The organism is Pantoea sp. X-Soil-MYKO-1289, assembly GCF_059730625.1.
Genome location: NZ_AP036004.1, coordinates 4,030,351 through 4,046,483 on the forward strand (window position 1 = coordinate 4,030,351; position 16,133 = coordinate 4,046,483).

Annotated in this window: 13 protein-coding genes and 1 pseudogene; 12 read left to right on the plus strand and 2 right to left on the minus strand. The window is 57.9% G+C overall.

The annotated features are described in order from the left end of the window. Positions 1-58 precede the first annotated feature (58 nt). On the minus strand, positions 59-469 hold the full coding sequence (locus AC6I7Z_RS19145; RefSeq protein ID WP_497815343.1) for a hypothetical protein: 411 nt from the start codon (positions 467-469) through the stop codon (positions 59-61). Positions 470-1,615: 1,146 nt separating this feature from the next. Between AC6I7Z_RS19145 and lpxP the strand changes: the two genes are divergently transcribed. The 6 genes from lpxP to AC6I7Z_RS19175 all read left to right on the plus strand — a co-directional run bounded on the left by lpxP (position 1,616) and on the right by AC6I7Z_RS19175 (position 6,718). After that, the gene (gene lpxP, locus AC6I7Z_RS19150) at positions 1,616-2,539 is read left to right on the plus strand and encodes a kdo(2)-lipid IV(A) palmitoleoyltransferase (RefSeq protein WP_497815344.1); all 924 of its coding nucleotides are present in this window, start codon (positions 1,616-1,618) and stop codon (positions 2,537-2,539) included. Between the two features lie 114 nt (positions 2,540-2,653). Further along, complete coding sequence (locus AC6I7Z_RS19155; RefSeq protein ID WP_497815345.1) at positions 2,654-3,790, plus strand: alanine racemase; 1,137 nt, start codon at positions 2,654-2,656, stop codon at positions 3,788-3,790. Between the two features lie 126 nt (positions 3,791-3,916). Beyond that, positions 3,917-4,312 carry a polyketide cyclase gene (locus AC6I7Z_RS19160; RefSeq protein ID WP_497815346.1) on the plus strand — a complete coding sequence of 132 codons (396 nt, stop codon included), beginning with the start codon at positions 3,917-3,919 and terminating at the stop codon, positions 4,310-4,312. A gap of 433 nt (positions 4,313-4,745) precedes the next feature. Further along, a complete protein-coding gene (locus AC6I7Z_RS19165) occupies positions 4,746-5,012 on the plus strand; it encodes a hypothetical protein (protein ID WP_497815347.1) in 267 nt (88 codons plus the stop codon). 71 nt (positions 5,013-5,083) lie between these two features. Beyond that, complete coding sequence (locus tag AC6I7Z_RS19170; protein WP_033754275.1) at positions 5,084-5,728, plus strand: oligosaccharide flippase family protein; 645 nt, start codon at positions 5,084-5,086, stop codon at positions 5,726-5,728. A gap of 372 nt (positions 5,729-6,100) precedes the next feature. Continuing rightward, positions 6,101-6,718 (plus strand): trimeric intracellular cation channel family protein, encoded by a 618-nt coding sequence (locus tag AC6I7Z_RS19175; RefSeq protein WP_033754272.1) that lies wholly within the window; start codon positions 6,101-6,103, stop codon positions 6,716-6,718. Here AC6I7Z_RS19175 and ligB read toward each other — a convergent pair. Next, positions 6,659-8,402, minus strand: a pseudogene (gene ligB, locus AC6I7Z_RS19180) (NAD-dependent DNA ligase LigB); the annotation flags it as partial. The gene AC6I7Z_RS19175 and the pseudogene ligB overlap by 60 nt on opposite strands. A gap of 242 nt (positions 8,403-8,644) precedes the next feature. On the opposite strand from ligB, the gene gmk reads away from it, so the two are divergent. The 6 genes from gmk to AC6I7Z_RS19210 all read left to right on the plus strand — a co-directional run bounded on the left by gmk (position 8,645) and on the right by AC6I7Z_RS19210 (position 16,015). Continuing rightward, complete coding sequence (gene gmk, locus AC6I7Z_RS19185; protein ID WP_033754269.1) at positions 8,645-9,268, plus strand: guanylate kinase; 624 nt, start codon at positions 8,645-8,647, stop codon at positions 9,266-9,268. A 54-nt stretch (positions 9,269-9,322) separates the two neighbouring features. Further along, positions 9,323-9,598, plus strand: coding sequence for a DNA-directed RNA polymerase subunit omega (rpoZ, locus tag AC6I7Z_RS19190; protein WP_013511051.1), 276 nt, complete (start codon positions 9,323-9,325; stop codon positions 9,596-9,598). A 20-nt stretch (positions 9,599-9,618) separates the two neighbouring features. Continuing rightward, positions 9,619-11,727: a bifunctional GTP diphosphokinase/guanosine-3',5'-bis pyrophosphate 3'-pyrophosphohydrolase gene (gene spoT, locus AC6I7Z_RS19195; protein ID WP_497815348.1), complete on the plus strand. Its 2,109-nt coding sequence runs from the start codon at positions 9,619-9,621 to the stop codon at positions 11,725-11,727. Between the two features lie 3 nt (positions 11,728-11,730). After that, the gene (trmH, locus tag AC6I7Z_RS19200) at positions 11,731-12,429 is read left to right on the plus strand and encodes a tRNA (guanosine(18)-2'-O)-methyltransferase TrmH (protein ID WP_497815349.1); all 699 of its coding nucleotides are present in this window, start codon (positions 11,731-11,733) and stop codon (positions 12,427-12,429) included. Then, positions 12,426-14,504, plus strand: a complete 2,079-nt coding sequence (recG, locus tag AC6I7Z_RS19205; protein WP_497815350.1) for an ATP-dependent DNA helicase RecG — start codon at positions 12,426-12,428, stop codon at positions 14,502-14,504. The genes trmH and recG overlap by 4 nt, the downstream gene beginning before the upstream one ends. A 125-nt stretch (positions 14,505-14,629) precedes the next feature. Beyond that, positions 14,630-16,015: a nucleobase:cation symporter-2 family protein gene (locus AC6I7Z_RS19210; protein WP_497815351.1), complete on the plus strand. Its 1,386-nt coding sequence runs from the start codon at positions 14,630-14,632 to the stop codon at positions 16,013-16,015. The last annotated feature ends 118 nt before the right edge of the window (positions 16,016-16,133 follow it).

Here is a 16,133-nt window from a genome sequence, read left to right on the forward strand (position 1 = left end):
AAAAAAGGGTTATCAAACCAAGCAAAGATTACCAGTCTAATAATTTAAGCGCTATTTTTCATCTAACCTCAAGGTTGAACCGCCTCTTCCAAGCACTATAAATGTCCTTATCCCACGCCTTGCCTGCATTAGTCTGATAGCCAGCCTCATTAAGCCGTTCTGCAATGATACGGCCATTATCAAATCCCTGCGCCATAGACTCTTCGACGATGCGAATCACTGCTGGCTCATCGTATGGCAAAGGAGGGATGCCCTGCTCACCGCCAGTCAAAGCCGCCGCCGCAATCTCCATCCGTTCTACCAACGCCATCATGCGCGCGTAAGCATTACGGTCTGGCAGGTTCAGCTTCTGACGTATGGCATCGACAAGCCATGCTGTTTTATCAACACCAGCGGCGCTAACTGCATCGGTAAAGGTCTCGCTTAACTCAGCAGGCACTCGGAATGTCACAGACAGGGATTTGCTCATAGGCTACCAGCATCAGGAGAGAAGCGAGCATTTTAGCACCGTAAGACAGTGTAAGAGATGAAAAATTGTTGGTTCAGATTGCCTGGTTGTTGGTTCAATTCGGGGTTGTGCTGGTCCACTTTTTTGAAATTAACCATTTTAAAACAATAGTATTTGCAAAATGAACCAACTGAACGACATGTATTTGGTTATACATAAAGTGCGTGCGGAACGGTAACCAATCGTGGTAAGTGGTAACCACTATCAGCGAGGTGATGTCTACAGCGTCACATCGTCAAAACAGTACGGTTAGAAAACCCCACATCTCAGAGCTGAGCCTCAAGCCGGGTAACTGGCACGACTAGATTACGGCAAGGTATCCAGCCTGGTATCCACCAGAATGCATGGTTTCCAAAGGGTTTTTTTTCCATTTGGGCCATTATGAGCACCGCCCGCGATGTGAGCTGAAACCTAATTTACCTTTATCCGCCTTTACACATTTGGAGCATGAGCGGGCCAAAAACTAGCGGCAGCATGCCAAGCCGATAAGTCTCATGAGAGACTTGTTAAAGTACGCAGCATGGAGTACGCATGCTGGTAAGCACCTTTGGCACGCATATTTCTATTTGAAAAGGCGGCGATCAGATTATGGTCAAAACATCCATGCCCCTCTTTTAGGGTGTACACAGGCGTGTACCCCTTAAGAAATTTCCACTCAAGTAATTCATAAAAAGAAGGAGCTTGAGCCACTTACTCAATAATCAGATTCAGAACATCGAGTGACAGACGACGCCTGCTGAACGAAAGGCTCGCCTCCCGGCGAGCTTTTCGTTGTTTTCTCTGTCCGCTAGCGTAAATTCTGCGTAAATAAACATAAGCATTCATTTCCAGACCACTCTTAATGTTAGAGCGTTTGCTATAAGCTACCGCTTAGATTTTTTCTTAACCTTCTGTTTATAAAATAAATTTTATCGCGATTATTCCCTCTCTCTACGATAATCACCCGTTCAATGAAACATTCATCTCCATATGATTCCGCAGTTTCACTTTCTTTCGCGGCACTTTTTGCTAATGTGCCGGTCCGATTGACTACAAGCTGTAGCGCCTGGGGAACTTAGGGAAGTGCTTCTTTATGCGATACATACACTCATCACATAAAGGTGCGCTATGAAAAAGACCGGAGCTTTTTGCCGTTCAATGCTGCATCCGCGTTACTGGTTAACCTGGTTAGGTCTGGGCATCCTGTGGCTGCTGGTTCAGCTTCCTTATCCTGTTCTGATGCGTCTCGGCGCCAACGCCGGCACGCTTTCTCGTCATTTCCTTAAGCGTCGGGAGCGCATTACGCGGCGCAACATCGAACTCTGCTTTCCCGGCATTGCCGAACACGATATAGAGCGCATGATCGCGGGCAACTTCGCTTCGCTGGGCATGGCGCTGATGGAAACCGGCATCGCATGGTTCTGGTCCGATCGCGCAGTGAAAAAACTGTTTGAGGTGTCAGGCATGCACCATCTGCGGTCCGCCATGGAGCAGAAGCGCGGCGTAATGGTTATTGGCGTGCATTTTATGTCGCTGGAGCTGGGCGGCCGCATCAGCGGTTTGTGTCAGCCGATGATGGCGATGTATCGCCCGCACAACAACCGGGCGATGGAGTGGGCGCAGACCAAAGGCCGTATGCGCTCCAACAAGGCGATGATCGATCGGCGCGATCTGCGCGGCATGGTGCATGCGCTGAAGAAAGGCGAATCGGTATGGTTTGCGCCGGATCAGGATTACGGCCCGAAAGGCAGCGTCTTTGCTCCGCTGTTCGCCGTTGAAAAAGCTGCCACCACCAACGGCACCTTCGTTCTGTCGCGCCTGGCTAATCCGGCGATGCTGACCATCTCGCTGATCCGCAATCCCGATAACTACGGCTATCAGCTGATTATCGATCCCGAGCTGGAAAACTACCCGCATACCGATGAAGCCGCCGCCGCCGCCTATATGAATAAGGTGATCGAAAGCCAGATTCTGCGCGCGCCGGAGCAGTATCTGTGGCTGCACCGCCGCTTCAAAACCCGCCCGCCAGGTGAAGCCTCGCTCTACGTTTAATTTGCTCTGCATCATGACCAGAGTGGTTGTGATGCGGTTTTCAGCTGCCGCGGCTGGCATCCCGCGGCAAATTGCTGAATGATGAGGTTCTCTCTGTTTCTGCAGGAACCTCGTATGGATATGAACCAACGCTGGCAACGTCCTCTGCCTGACGATCGCCTCACCCCCTATATTGAAATCGACGCCGACAGGCTGGAAACCAATCTGCAGAGCATGCAGGAAAAAGCCAGCCGCGCTGGCGTCGCGCTTCGTCCCCATATCAAAACGCATAAAAGCCTCTATATCGCCCGCCGCCAGCGCTCGCTGGGCGCCTGCGGCATCACCGTCTCCAAACCAGGGGAAGGCGAAGTTTTTATTCGCGGCGGCGAGCGCGATATCCTGCTGGCCTACCCGGTGATTCGCGCCGACAGCATTGCGCCGCTGCTGAAGCTGGCGGCGCAGCATCAGGCGAAGGTGACGCTGATTGTCGATGCGCCGCATGGCGTAGCCGCTATCGCCGAGGCGCTGCGCCAGCAGCCTGACGCCGACGTTGGGGTGGCGATTAAGGTAGATGTCGGACTCCACCGTATCGGCGTCGATCCACATCGCGACGACGCGGTAAAGCTGGCGCAGGCAATGCAGGCAGCGCAGCTTCGTTTTGCCGGTCTGGTCTCGCACGCAGGGCACGCCTACGGCGCGGGGAACCGCGACGCCATTGCGGAGATCGCCCTGGAAGAGGCGCGGCTGATGCAGCAGGTACAAGGCCAGCTGCGCGCAGCGGGTTTCGCCCACTGCCCGGTTTCCGTCGGCGCGACGCCCACGGCGCTCGCCGCGCCGGTGGCCGACGGAACCGACGAGATCCGTCCGGGAAACTACGCCCTGCTCGATCTGACCGCCTGCCGCCTCGGCCTGAGCCGCGTTGATGACCTGGCGCTGAGCGTTATCGCCCGCGTGGTCGCGGTAAACCGCCATTTCGCTATTATCGATGCCGGTTCTAAAATGTTGAGTTCGGATAAAGGGCCGCACGGCACCAGCGCCAGCGGCTTCGGCGTCGCCGTCGATGAGAGCGGCACCTGCTATGAGATTAGCAAGCTGTCGGAGGAGCATGGCTTTATCGCCTGGCAGGATAGCGCGCCAGACGTCGGCGCCCTGCTGCGTATCTACCCCAATCACAGCTGTGCGGTGATGGCGCAGTCGGATAGCTATGTGCTGCGTCACGCCGACGGTCGCGCAGAGATCCAGCTGATTGACGCGCGCGGACGTTTCCTGTGACCGCTCCCGGCAGGCCGCCCGGCCTGCTGGATGAAATCCTGTCTGCGCCACACTTCTGGTTGCGCGCGATTCTCCCCCTGCACCCAACATGTTTTAATGCCTTTTTAACCCGGTTCCGGAGGTAGCATGTTGTCGTCTCAGGTTGTCAGTCAGACCATTGCGCGTAACTGGTTAGATTTATATGAAACTATCTGGAAGCCGGAATACTTCGCCAAATGGGCTTCGGGGCTGAGCAGCAGCACGCTGGAGCAGGAAGGCAGTTACTGGCGCGCTCGCGGGCCGGAAGGTTCAGTAAAGCTTCGCTTTACCCCACATAATCCCTTTGGCGTAATGGATCACTGGATTGACAGCGGCTTTGGTAAAGAGATTTATATGCCGATGCGCGTGGTCGCCAATGAACAAGGCGCGGAGGTGGTGATGGTGATTTATCGCCAGCCGCTTATGTCTGACGGGAAGTTTTCTCAGGATATTGAATGGGTAAGAAGCGATCTTGCTCGTCTCAACCGCCTGCTCACCCAATAAAACCGGCGAAGAAGCCGCCAGTCTTTAGTCATGGCTGGGCCTTACGGCTCAGAAAAGTGAAAAAAGTTCAGTAAAAACGCATAAGCGCTTTCACCTTTTTCATAAGCCCTCCTCTCGATTCACAACAGTTTCATTAAAGCCCGCTATCCGGGAAAAGTCCTGGGTAGCGAACGCCGCCGTTTCGCTGTAACGCCTGAAATACATGCATTCTCCGCGTGTGCGCATTTTTTATCCCCGCGGATTACCCTTTTTACTGCACAACGATTAATAAACCTTTAGAACGGAAGTTAAAAAAATTTCATGCAAAGAGTGAATCCATTTATTTCTGCAGCGACGTTATCGGACTTTTCTGATGGTGTGGAATTAAAAAAAACGAGGTATAAATTAGCCACACACAGCAACACTTAAAAATAACAACACCAGGAAATAAAAAATGGATTGCTCAACTACGGCTCTGCTGTCAGAAGAAGAACTTGTTGAGATCGCCGGTAGGATGCTGGCTGGAGAATATAAAAATATAAAAGGATTTGCCCAGGACCTGGCCGCTTTTCTGCTAACCACAGAAAAGACGGCCCTGTCCCGGGATAATAGTAATAATGGGGAAATTATTTACGTTTCAGAAATCCATCGCATTGAATCAATAATAACAGGTGAGGCCTGGCGTACTGCGTCTGGACTTCGCGCAGGCGAATGGCATTAATTATTAGTGTGAAATAGCCTGCTATTTCATACGTCACATTTTACTCGGTACCTGTACCTAACGAGCATATCATGGCGATACGTGAACGAAGCTTTACCGGCGCAAAGTGGTCGATTCTTTCATCGATTAAAATCATCGGCATTGGGGTGCTTCAGCTCTCTTTACTGGCGCAAATACTGCAGGCTAACGAGCTGAATCTGCTGGCGATCGCCATCATCGGGCTGCTGGTCATCGATACGCTGGCTGACCGCAGCTTTTCCAACGCGCTGATCCGCAGCGGCACGCTGTCGGTACGCGATCAGTCGATGCTTTACTGGGGCAATATGCTGCTGAGCCTGGTTATTTTCGCCGTGCTGTTTACCGGCAGCGATCTTATCGGCAACTACCTGCAGCAGCCCGAACTGGCTATTATGCTGGAAATGGTCTCTGTTATTTTTATTATTATTCCGCAGGGACAACATTACCGCGCCGTTTTACAGCGCGAAAAGCAATATACTCGCATCGCCTTTACAGAAACGCTGTCTGTGCTTTTTGGACTCGGCGTGACGTTATTTACTGTCTGGCTGACGCCGTCGGTACTGTGCGCCATCTGGGGTTATCTGGCAATGGCCTCTATTCGCATGCTGATCTACTGCTATTATGGCCGCTCGAGCTTTCAGCCGGAATATCGTTTTAATCTCAAAGATTACAGTCGCATTCGCGCAAGAATCGCATAATAAAAACAAGTCTGTATGGTGGGCTCTGGGCATCTGACAAGATGCATTCGCGTGCTGGTGACAGCACGCTTTTTTCTTTTTGTTGGCGCTATATTTTATTTTTTTCCCGGACATTCCTCACTGACTAAGCGACCTCTTTCGCGCTTTTCTCGATAACCCCGCCTTAATAGCGCTTCGCTTCATCGCCTGCCGTATCAATAATTCGTTTTTCTTATCCGGCCGCCGCAGCGCTGCCCTCGCTTTGCCGCTACGTCGGCGTTTTTCCGCAGGCCGTCATAAGTTAAACTGATGCGAAGCGATCGCCTGAGAAATTCTCAGTTGCTGATATTTTACTCACCCCGTAGCCTTGCCGCCCACCTTCTGGAGCCAGCTATGTTATTAACCGTCCTCTATATTATCGGCATTACGGCCGAAGCCATGACAGGCGCGCTTGCCGCCGGACGACGCAAAATGGATCTGTTCGGCGTGATTATCATTGCGTCGGTAACGGCGATTGGCGGCGGATCGGTGCGGGATATTTTACTGGGTCATTACCCGCTCGGCTGGGTGAAGCATCCGGAATATATCATGATCGTAGCGGCCGCCGCCGTGCTGACGACCTGGCTTGCGCCGCTGATGACCCACCTGCGCAAAGTTTTCCTGGTGCTGGATGCGCTGGGCCTGGTGGTCTTCTCGATTATCGGCGCGCAGGTCGCGCTGGACAGCGGCCATGCGATGATTATCGCCGCCATCGCCGCGGTGATTACCGGCGTATTCGGCGGCGTGCTGCGCGATATGTTCTGTAATCGTATTCCGCTGGTGTTTCAGAAAGAGCTCTATGCCGGTATCGCCTTCGCCTCCGGCTGGATCTATATCCTGCTGCTGAAAACCTCGCTGGCGCATGAGGCCGTGGTGATTATTACCCTGCTGTTCGGCTTTCTGGCGCGCCTGCTGGCGCTGCGCTTCCGGCTTGGCCTGCCGGTGTTCAACTATCCCCACCCGGAGCACTGACCTCGCCCGGAATGCCCTGCTGTCGCAGAAACGCGATCAGTTTTTGTATGCGCGCATCCTGCAGCATGGCGTGAATACGCTGCGCCAGGATCGCGCCTACGCCCGGCAGCGCCTGCCACTGCTGCACGCCGCGCTGCTGCACCTCATCCCAGGTCCTGTCTGGCAAAGCGTTTAGCGCGCGCCGCGGCAGCGGTATGCCGAGCGCGCCGATCCAGCGCCGCAGCGGCTGCTGACGCGTCAGGTTGAACCGATGCCAGAGCTGCTGCGCGCGCGCTGGAGTGATGCCTGAGCTTTGCGCGATTTGCTCCGGCGTCAGCGTCAGCCAGGAGAAAAGATGGGACATGGCGCGGTTCTCCAGCAGCCGCAGCCAGGTGCTGCGCTGCACGCCGGCGATATCCAGCATCGGCTTCTGGCTTAGCCAGCTTAGCCGCGCCAGCAGCTGCTGACGGCAGGCGGGCGTCACGCTCAGGCAGCTGAGCGGCGTAAAGCTTTCCGCATCCGGCGGCTGCGGGTAAGCGCGTTCTGCGACTCGCCATATCACTCTTTCCAGACGAGGAATGCCCTGTCCCGCCAGGCTAATGGCCACCTGATCGCCGGCGATAACGTCCCATGTTCGCCAGCGCCGCAGCGAGCCGATGTTCACGCGCCGGACGATTTTGTCGTCGAGCGCGACCGGCTGAAGAGTGAGCACCACGGTAATATTGCCGGTGCGGCCGGTAGTGAAATCTACCGAACGCACTTCGCTAGTGACGTCCGGCGGCTCAAATTTCCACGCCACCGCCCAGTCGCCTTCGCCTGGCATCCAGCTTTGTCCGGCGGGACGCGTCGCCTGATGCACCACTACGCCGTCCGTTGCGAAAGGCAGCGGCGCGTTGAACCAGCGGTCGCGCCAGACCGCGACCTCCTCCTCGTCGCGTACGGGCTGGCTCCACGTTTGCGCCAGACCCAGTCCCCAGTCGGCAAGCTGCCGCAGACGATCCGTCATCGCGGCGGGCCCATCCGGCCATCCCCAGATAAACAGACCGATATCGGCCAGCAGGGGTCCAGGGCTCTGACTCATCAGCGCGCCCGCTACCTGCGCCCGCGCGTTTTTGCCGCCGTCGCGCGACTGGCGATGATCGGTCATCTTCAGAAAGAGTTCGCCCTGCAGCACCACCCGCGGCGCGTCGCTCTCGATCTTCAGCGGGATGGCGGGAATAAAGGACGCTTTCGCTAACCAGGACTCGCCATGCAGGCCATCGCCGCGGCTAATTAACGCCGCCAGCTTTCCCGCCTCGTAGACCAGCGTGACCGCGACGCCGTCGATTTTCGGCTGCACCCACAGGTCGCGCCGATCCTGCATCCAGTACGCCAGCGCCAGCTTATCGCGCACTTTTTTTACGCCGGTATGCGCCACCGGATGCGCGACCCTGCCGCTGGCGGGCAGCTGAGAGGCATAGGTCGGTTGAGCGGGCGTGAAGCAGCGCTGCCAGCTTTTTAGCCGCTGCAGCAGCGTATCGTAGTCCGCATCGCTGACCAGGCTCTTGCCGTCGCGATAGTAGGCGTCGTCCCAGTGTTCCAGCTGCCGCTGCAGACGGGCGATCTCCTCTCCGGCGCGCGCAGGCGTCCAGACCGGACAAAGCGCATGTGCCGAACCGGCAGCCAGCAACAACAGGCACAGCAGCAGGCGTAGCGTCTCTTTCATAATGAGCCTCCTCAACGTTTCGCCTATTGAAGCGGCACGGACGCGACAGGGCGACAGCTAAAACAGCAGAACGGAAGGGAACAGGCAGAAAACAGAGGCGTTTGCAGGCTGGAAAAGGCGGTTTTACGCGCCGCGCCGCAAAAGATTTAGCGCCGCGCCATGCGCAAACGCTGCGTGACGGCCCTAAGCCGTGTATACTTTGCAGGAAATCGACTCCGCTCTTTACTCAATTCAAGAAGACCATGGCTCAAGGCACGCTTTTTATTGTTTCCGCCCCCAGCGGCGCGGGTAAATCCAGCCTGATTCAGGCGTTACTGAAGACACAACCGCTGTACGATACGCAGGTGTCTGTTTCTCACACCACCCGCGGCATGCGTCCCGGTGAAGCCCATGGCGAACACTATTACTTCGTCTCAAAAGATGAATTTGAAGCGATGATCGCGGAAGACGCCTTCCTCGAGCATGCGAAAGTCTTCGACAACTATTACGGCACGTCGCGTAAAGCGATCGAGCAGGTGCTCTCCACCGGCGTCGATGTGTTCCTTGATATCGACTGGCAGGGCGCGCAGCAGATCCGCGCGAAAATGCCCGCCGCGCGCAGCATCTTCGTGCTGCCGCCTTCGCAGGACGAGCTGGACCGCCGTCTGCGCGGTCGCGGTCAGGACAGCGAAGAGGTGATTGCCCGCCGCATGGCGCAGGCGGTCTCCGAGATGAGCCACTACGCCGAATACGACTATTTAATTATCAATGATGATTTCGATCTGGCGCTGTCCGATCTGAAGACCATCATCCGCGCTGAACGCCTGCGCATGGGGCGCCAGAAGGCGCGTCATGATGCTTTAATCAGCAAACTATTGGCAGTCTGAAGACAGTTTCAGTATTATGCCCAGTCATTTCTTCATCTGTGGAGTAGCACACCTATGGCACGCGTAACCGTTCAGGACGCAGTAGAAAAAATTGGTAACCGTTTTGACCTGGTGTTGGTCGCTGCACGTCGTGCACGTCAGATGCAGGTAGGCGGTAAAGATCCGCTGGTTCCGGAAGAGAACGATAAAGCCACCGTTATCGCCCTGCGCGAGATCGAAGAAGGCCTGATCACCAACCAGATCCTCGACGTGCGCGATCGTCAGGAGCAGCAAGAGCAGGAAGCCGCTGAATTACAAGCCGTTACCGCTATCGCTGAAGGCCGTCGTTAACAGCAACCTGCAGGCCAACCTTGTATCTGTTTGAAAGCCTCAATCAGCTGATTGAAAAATACCTGCCGGAGGAGCAAATCAAGCGCCTCCAGCAAGCGTATCTTGTCGCACGTGATGCTCACGAGGGACAGACACGCTCCAGCGGCGAGCCCTACATTACCCATCCTGTTGCCGTCGCCTGCATTCTGGCGGAGATGAAGCTCGACCATGAAACGCTGATGGCCGCGCTGCTGCACGACGTAATCGAAGACACGCCGGCAACCTATCAGGATATGGAGCAGCTGTTCGGCAAAAGCGTGGCGGAGCTGGTGGAAGGCGTATCCAAGCTGGATAAGCTGACCTTCCGCGACAAGAAAGAGGCGCAGGCTGAGAACTTCCGTAAGATGATCATGGCGATGGTGCAGGATATCCGCGTCATTCTCATCAAGCTGGCCGACCGCACGCACAATATGCGTACGCTGGGCTCGCTGCGTCCAGACAAGCGTCGTCGCATCGCGCTGGAAACTCTGGAGATCTACAGTCCGCTGGCGCATCGCCTGGGTATCCATCACCTGAAGATCGAGCTGGAAGAGCTGGGCTTCGAGGCGCTCTACCCTAATCGCTATCGCGTGATTAAAGAGGTCGTCAAAGCGGCGCGCGGCAACCGCAAAGAGATGATTCAGAAGATCCTGTCGGAAATCGACGGGCGTCTGCAGGAAGCGGGCATTCCCTGCCGCGTCAGCGGCCGTGAAAAACATCTCTACTCTATCTACCGCAAAATGACGCTGAAAGAGCAGCGTTTTCACTCCATCATGGATATCTACGCTTTCCGCGTGATCGTGAAGGACGTGGACACCTGCTATCGCGTGCTCGGTCAGATGCACAGCCTGTACAAACCGCGTCCAGGCCGAATGAAAGATTACATCGCTATCCCTAAAGCCAACGGCTATCAGTCGCTGCATACCTCGATGATCGGCCCGCACGGCGTGCCGGTCGAGGTGCAGATCCGTACCGAAGATATGGATCAGATGGCAGAAATGGGGGTCGCCGCGCACTGGGCTTATAAACAGGCGGGCGAAAGCGGCACTACCGCGCAGATTCGCGCCCAGCGCTGGCTGCAAAGCCTGCTGGAGCTGCAGCAGAGCGCGGGCAGTTCTTTTGAATTTATCGAGAGCGTTAAATCCGATCTCTTCCCTGACGAGATTTACGTTTTTACGCCGGAAGGCCGCATCGTCGAGCTGCCGGCCGGCGCGACGCCGGTCGATTTCGCCTATGCGGTGCATACCGATATCGGCCATGCCTGCGTCGGCGCGCGCGTCGATCGCCAGCCCTATCCGCTCTCGCAGCCGCTGACCAGTGGCCAGACGGTTGAGATCATTACGGCGCCGGGCGCGCGTCCCAACGCCGCCTGGCTCAATTTCGTCGTTAGCTCCAAAGCGCGCGCCAAAATTCGTCAGCTGCTGAAAAACCTCAAGCGCGAAGACTCCGTCAACCTTGGCCGTCGCCTGCTGAGCCACGCGCTCGGCGGCAGCCGCAAGCTGGCGGAGATCTCGCCCGCGAACATCAAGCAAGAGCTGGATCGCATGAAGCTGACGTCGCTGGACGACCTGCTGGCGGAGATCGGCCTCGGCAACGCCATGAGCGTGGTGGTGGCGAAGAACCTGCTGCAGTCGAGCAATGCGACGCCGCCGAGCAGCAGCAAACGCGGCAAGCTGCCGATCAAAGGCGCGGACGGCGTCCTGATTACCTTCGCCAAATGCTGCCGTCCGATTCCCGGCGATCCCATCGTGGCCCACGTCAGCCCCGGCAAGGGACTGGTGGTGCATCACGAATCCTGTCGCAATATTCGCGGCTACCAGAAAGAGCCGGAAAAATTCATGCCGGTGGAGTGGGATAAGGTCACCGAGCAGGAGTTCGTGGCGGAGATTAAAGTCGACATGTTCAACCATCAGGGCGCGCTGGCGAACCTGACGGCGGCGATTAATACCGCAGGCTCGAATATCCAGAGTCTCAACACCGAAGAGCGCGACGGCCGCGTTTACAGCGCCTTTATCCGCCTGACCGCGCGCGATCGCGTCCATCTGGCGAATATTATGCGTAAAATTCGCGTGATGCCGGACGTGATCAAAGTCCACCGTAACCGTAACTAGCGCATGAACGCTCAACGCTTCGCTCGTATTCAGGAGATGCTGGCGCTTCGCCAGCACGACCTCACCGTCTGTATGGAACAGGTGCACAAGCCGCACAACGTATCGGCGGTGATCCGCACGGCGGATGCGGTGGGCATTCACGAAGTGCACGCCGTCTGGCCCAGCGAACGCATGCGCACTATGGTCTCCGCTTCCGCCGGCAGCAACAGCTGGGTGAAGGTCAAAACCCATCGCAATATCGCCCAGGCGGTTACCCACCTGAAAGATCGCGGCATGCAGGTGCTGGCGACCAACCTGTCGGACAGAGCGGTCGATTTTCGCGAAATAGATTACACCCGCCCGACCTGCATTCTGATGGGTCAGGAAAAAACCGGCATCACCGCCGAGGCGCTGGCGCTGGCCGATTGCGACATCATTATTCCCATGGTAGGCATGGTGCAGTCGCTGAACGTCTCCGTGGCCTCTGCGCTGATCCTCTACGAAGCGCAGCGCCAGCGGCAGAACGCCGGACTCTATCAGCGTCGGCACAGCCTGCTGGACGAAGAGGAGCAGCAGCGCCTGCTGTTCGAAGGCGGCTATCCGGTGCTGGCGCGCGTGGCGAAGCAGAAAGGTCTGCCCTATCCGCATATCAACGCCCAGGGCGAAGTGGAAGCTGACGCCGACTGGTGGGCCAGCATGCAGGCCACGGGGAAAAAGAAATGAAAGGCCGCCTGCTGGATGCCATTCCGCTCAGTACCCTGACCGGCGTCGGCGCCAGTCAGGCGGCGAAGCTGGCTAAGCTCGGCCTGCATACCATTCAGGATCTGCTGCTCCATCTCCCGCTACGCTACGAAGACCGCACTCAGCTCTACGCCATTAACGATCTGCTGCCCGGCATCTGGGCCACGGTAGAGGGCGAGGTGTTGCAGTCCGATATCTCCTTTGGCCGACGCCGCATGCTAGTATGTCAGATCAGCGACGGCAGCGGCGTGCTCACCATGCGTTTCTTCAACTTTAATGCCGGGATGAAGAACAGCCTGGCGCCGGGGCGTCGCGTGACCGCCTATGGCGAGATCAAGCGTGGCCAGCGCGGCGCGGAAATGATTCACCCCGAGTACCGCGTTCAGGGCGAGCAGAGCCCGGTTACGCTGGAAGAGACCCTGACGCCGGTCTATCCCACCACCGAAGGCATTCGTCAGGCTACGCTGCGCAGCCTGACCGATCAGGCGCTGACGCTGCTGGAAAGCGTGCCGATCGCCGAACTGCTGCCGCAGGAGCTGGCGCAGGGACTGATTAGCCTGCCGGAGGCGCTGCGCACGTTGCACCGTCCGCCGCCGGATCTGCGCCTGAGCGAGCTGGAGCACGGCCGCCATCCGGCGCAGCGTCGTCTGATCCTTGAAGAGCTGCTGGCGCACAACCTCAGCATGCTGGCGGTGCGCGCCGGCGCGCAGCGCTATTACGCCCTGCCGATGGCGCCGCGCCATACGCTGAGCGACAAACTGCTGGCGGCGCTGCCCTTCTCCCCGACCAACGCGCAAAAACGCGTGGTGCAGGAGATTGAACGCGATCTGGCCAACGATTTCCCGATGATGCGCCTGGTGCAGGGCGACGTCGGATCCGGTAAAACCCTGGTCGCGGCGCTGGCGGCGCTCGACGTGATCGCGCACGGCAAGCAGGTGGCGCTGATGGCGCCCACCGAGCTGCTGGCAGAGCAGCACGCCAACAACTTCCGCAGCTGGTTCGCGCCGCTGGGCATCGAAGTCGGCTGGCTGGCCGGCAAGCAGAAAGGCAAAGCGCGACAGGCGCAGCAGGAGGCGATCGCCAGCGGACAAGTGGCGATGGTGGTCGGCACGCATGCGCTGTTCCAGGAGCAGGTGCAATTCAACGGGCTGGCGCTGGTGATTATCGACGAGCAGCATCGTTTCGGCGTGCATCAGCGGCTGGCGCTGTGGGAGAAAGGCGAAGAGCAGGGCTTCCATCCGCATCAGCTGATTATGACCGCGACGCCGATTCCGCGCACCCTGGCGATGACCGCCTACGCCGATCTCGATACCTCGACCATTGACGAGCTGCCGCCAGGCCGTACGCCGGTCACCACCGTCGCCATCCCTGACAGCCGCCGCGACGACATCATCGCCCGCGTGCGCCACGCCTGCCAGGAGGGCCGCCAGGCTTACTGGGTCTGCACGCTGATCGAAGAGTCCGATCTGCTGGAAGCGCAGGCGGCGGAAGCGAGCTGGGAAGCCCTGAAAGTCGCGCTGCCCGACCTGAATATCGGTCTGGTGCACGGCCGCATGAAGCCGGCGGAAAAACAGGCGGTAATGGCGGCGTTTAAAGCCAATGAGATGCAGCTGCTGGTGGCGACCACGGTGATTGAAGTCGGGGTCGACGTGCCTAACGCCAGCCTGATGATTATCGAAAATCCGGAACGCCTGGGTCTGGCTCAGCTGCATCAGCTGCGCGGGCGCGTCGGACGCGGCGCGGTGGCGTCGCACTGCGTGCTGCTCTACAAGGCGCCGCTGAGCAAAACCGCGCAGCGTCGTTTGCAGGTGCTGCGCGACAGCAACGACGGCTTCGTCATCGCCCAGCACGATCTGGAGATCCGCGGTCCGGGCGAGCTGCTGGGCACGCGCCAGACCGGCAACGCCGAATTCAAGGTAGCGGATCTGCTGCGCGATCAGGCGATGGTGCCGGAAGTACAGCGCGTGGCGCGCCATATCCACCAGCACTATCCGGAGCAGGCGAAGGCGCTGATCGAGCGCTGGCTGCCGGAAACCGCGCGCTATACCAACGTCTAATTTCCTCTCTCCTTTGATCTGACCGCGCTTGCGCCCGGATGCGCATAAGATAAAGGCTGGCAAACGATTGCTTTCAGCCATCAGCGGTTTAAAATCCCCCTCTTCACAGATTGGGAAGCCACTTTATGTCCGTTAATCAACCAGACGCCACACACCCTAAAGCGACAACGCCGCGCCAGAGCGAGCTGATTTACCGCCTTGAAGATCGTCCGCCGCTGCCGCAAACGCTGTTTGCCGCCTGTCAGCATCTGCTGGCGATGTTCGTGGCGGTCATCACGCCCGCGCTGCTGATTTGTCAGGCGCTGGGCCTGCCTGCGCAGGATACGCAGCACATTATCAGCATGTCGCTGTTCGCCTCCGGCGTCGCCTCGGTGCTGCAGATTAAAACCTGGGGTCCGGTCGGCTCAGGCCTGCTGTCGATTCAGGGCACCAGCTTCAACTTTGTGACGCCTCTGATTATGGGCGGCATGGCGCTGAAAAACGGCGGCGCCGACGTGCCGACCATGATGGCGGCGCTGTTCGGCACCCTGATGGTGGCCTCCTGTACCGAGATGGTGCTGTCGCGCGTTCTGCACCTGGCGCGCCGCATTATCACCCCGCTGGTCTCCGGCATCGTGGTGATGATTATCGGCCTGTCGCTGATTCAGGTCGGTCTGACCTCGATTGGCGGCGGCTTCGCCGCGATGAACGATCACAGCTTCGGCGCGCCGAAAAACCTGCTGCTGGCGGGCGTGGTGCTGGCGGTGATCATCGTGCTCAACCGCCAGCGTAATCCCTATTTGCGCGTCGCGTCGCTGGTGATCGCCATGGCGATCGGCTATCTCGCCGCCTGGCTGATGGATATGCTGCCGCAAACCGCCGCGCCGGCCAGCCAGCCGCTGATCGCGGTGCCGACGCCGCTCTACTATGGGCTGGGCTTTGACTGGAACCTGCTGGTTCCGCTGATGCTGGTGTTTATGGTCACTTCGCTGGAGACGATCGGCGATATTACCGCAACCTCAGACGTTTCAGAGCAGCCGGTTAGCGGTCCGCTCTATATGCAGCGCCTGAAAGGCGGCGTGCTGGCGAACGGGCTGAACTCCTTTGTCTCCGCGCTGTTCAATACCTTTCCCAACTCCTGCTTTGGCCAGAACAACGGCGTTATCCAGCTTACCGGCGTCGCCAGCCGCTACGTCGGTTTTGTCGTGGCGCTGATGCTGATCGTGCTGGGTCTGTTTCCGGCGGTGAGCGGTTTTGTGCAGCATATTCCGGAACCGGTGCTGGGCGGCGCGACCATCGTCATGTTCGGCACCATCGCCGCCTCCGGCGTGCGCATCGTGTCGCGCGAACCGCTCAACCGCCGCGCGATTATGATTATCGCGCTGTCGCTGGCGGTCGGGCTGGGCGTATCGCAGCAGCCGCTGATCCTGCAGTTCGCGCCAGACTGGCTGAAGACCCTGCTCTCTTCCGGCATCGCCGCAGGCGGGATCACCGCCATCGTGCTGAACCTGATCTTCCCGCAGGAAAAGTAACCTCTCCGGCGGGCGATCGGCCCGCCTCCTCTATTTATTCGTATTTACATCCAGGCTGTTGAGCTACAAAGGTAATTCAGGCATAACAAGCACTGACCGGAAAGATGGCGGGATGGAT

What these genes read in the sequence shown, in the direction of transcription:
- AC6I7Z_RS19145 (WP_497815343.1), bottom strand. Translation starts at nt 469, where the DNA reads ATGAGCAAATCCCTGTCTGTGACATTCCGAGTGCCTGCTGAGTTAAGC.
- lpxP (WP_497815344.1), top strand. Translation starts at nt 1,616, where the DNA reads ATGAAAAAGACCGGAGCTTTTTGCCGTTCAATGCTGCATCCGCGTTAC.
- AC6I7Z_RS19155 (WP_497815345.1), top strand. Translation starts at nt 2,654, where the DNA reads ATGGATATGAACCAACGCTGGCAACGTCCTCTGCCTGACGATCGCCTC.
- AC6I7Z_RS19160 (WP_497815346.1), top strand. Translation starts at nt 3,917, where the DNA reads ATGTTGTCGTCTCAGGTTGTCAGTCAGACCATTGCGCGTAACTGGTTA.
- AC6I7Z_RS19165 (WP_497815347.1), top strand. Translation starts at nt 4,746, where the DNA reads ATGGATTGCTCAACTACGGCTCTGCTGTCAGAAGAAGAACTTGTTGAG.
- AC6I7Z_RS19170 (WP_033754275.1), top strand. Translation starts at nt 5,084, where the DNA reads ATGGCGATACGTGAACGAAGCTTTACCGGCGCAAAGTGGTCGATTCTT.
- AC6I7Z_RS19175 (WP_033754272.1), top strand. Translation starts at nt 6,101, where the DNA reads ATGTTATTAACCGTCCTCTATATTATCGGCATTACGGCCGAAGCCATG.
- gmk (WP_033754269.1), top strand. Translation starts at nt 8,645, where the DNA reads ATGGCTCAAGGCACGCTTTTTATTGTTTCCGCCCCCAGCGGCGCGGGT.
- rpoZ (WP_013511051.1), top strand. Translation starts at nt 9,323, where the DNA reads ATGGCACGCGTAACCGTTCAGGACGCAGTAGAAAAAATTGGTAACCGT.
- trmH (WP_497815349.1), top strand. Translation starts at nt 11,731, where the DNA reads ATGAACGCTCAACGCTTCGCTCGTATTCAGGAGATGCTGGCGCTTCGC.
- recG (WP_497815350.1), top strand. Translation starts at nt 12,426, where the DNA reads ATGAAAGGCCGCCTGCTGGATGCCATTCCGCTCAGTACCCTGACCGGC.
- AC6I7Z_RS19210 (WP_497815351.1), top strand. Translation starts at nt 14,630, where the DNA reads ATGTCCGTTAATCAACCAGACGCCACACACCCTAAAGCGACAACGCCG.